The following is a 379-nucleotide window of genomic DNA, read 5'->3' on the forward strand; positions in this document are numbered from 1 at the left end:
GCGGCTGCGGGTGTTGACCTTGGCAGTGTGATGAGCGATATGGCCGCCGCGCCGAGTCCTTACCGCTTCGAGCGGCTGGCGTACAAAGCCGCAGAGCTGTGCGGTGAGGTCAGGGCGCTGGGGGACAAGCTCCTCTCCGTACTGGAGAAGTTCGACGCCGAGGGGCTTTCTCTTCTCCGTTCGACCCAGGAGATCCGGCTGCTCCAGGCTGTGCGCGACGTGCGGAAGAAGCAGGTCGAGGAAGCCAATGAGAGCTGGGCCAGCCTGGAGCTGAGCAAAGGGATGGCGCTCCAGAAGAAGGAGTACTTTACAGGCCGCGACTTCATCAGCCCCTGGGAGGGCATAGCTCTCGGGCTGGGGGGAGTATCGGCAGGGGGCC

Annotated in this window: 1 protein-coding gene; it reads left to right on the top strand. The window is 64.4% G+C overall.

Features of this window, described 5'->3' with window-relative positions; all coding sequences use genetic code 11:
- A partial coding sequence (locus L692_RS32410; RefSeq protein ID WP_036722146.1) for a hypothetical protein occupies positions 1 to 379 on the top strand: 379 nt, incomplete at both ends.

Origin of the sequence: Paenibacillus forsythiae T98, from assembly GCF_000520735.1 — a bacterium.
Lineage (GTDB): Bacteria > Bacillota > Bacilli > Paenibacillales > Paenibacillaceae > Paenibacillus_AQ > Paenibacillus_AQ forsythiae.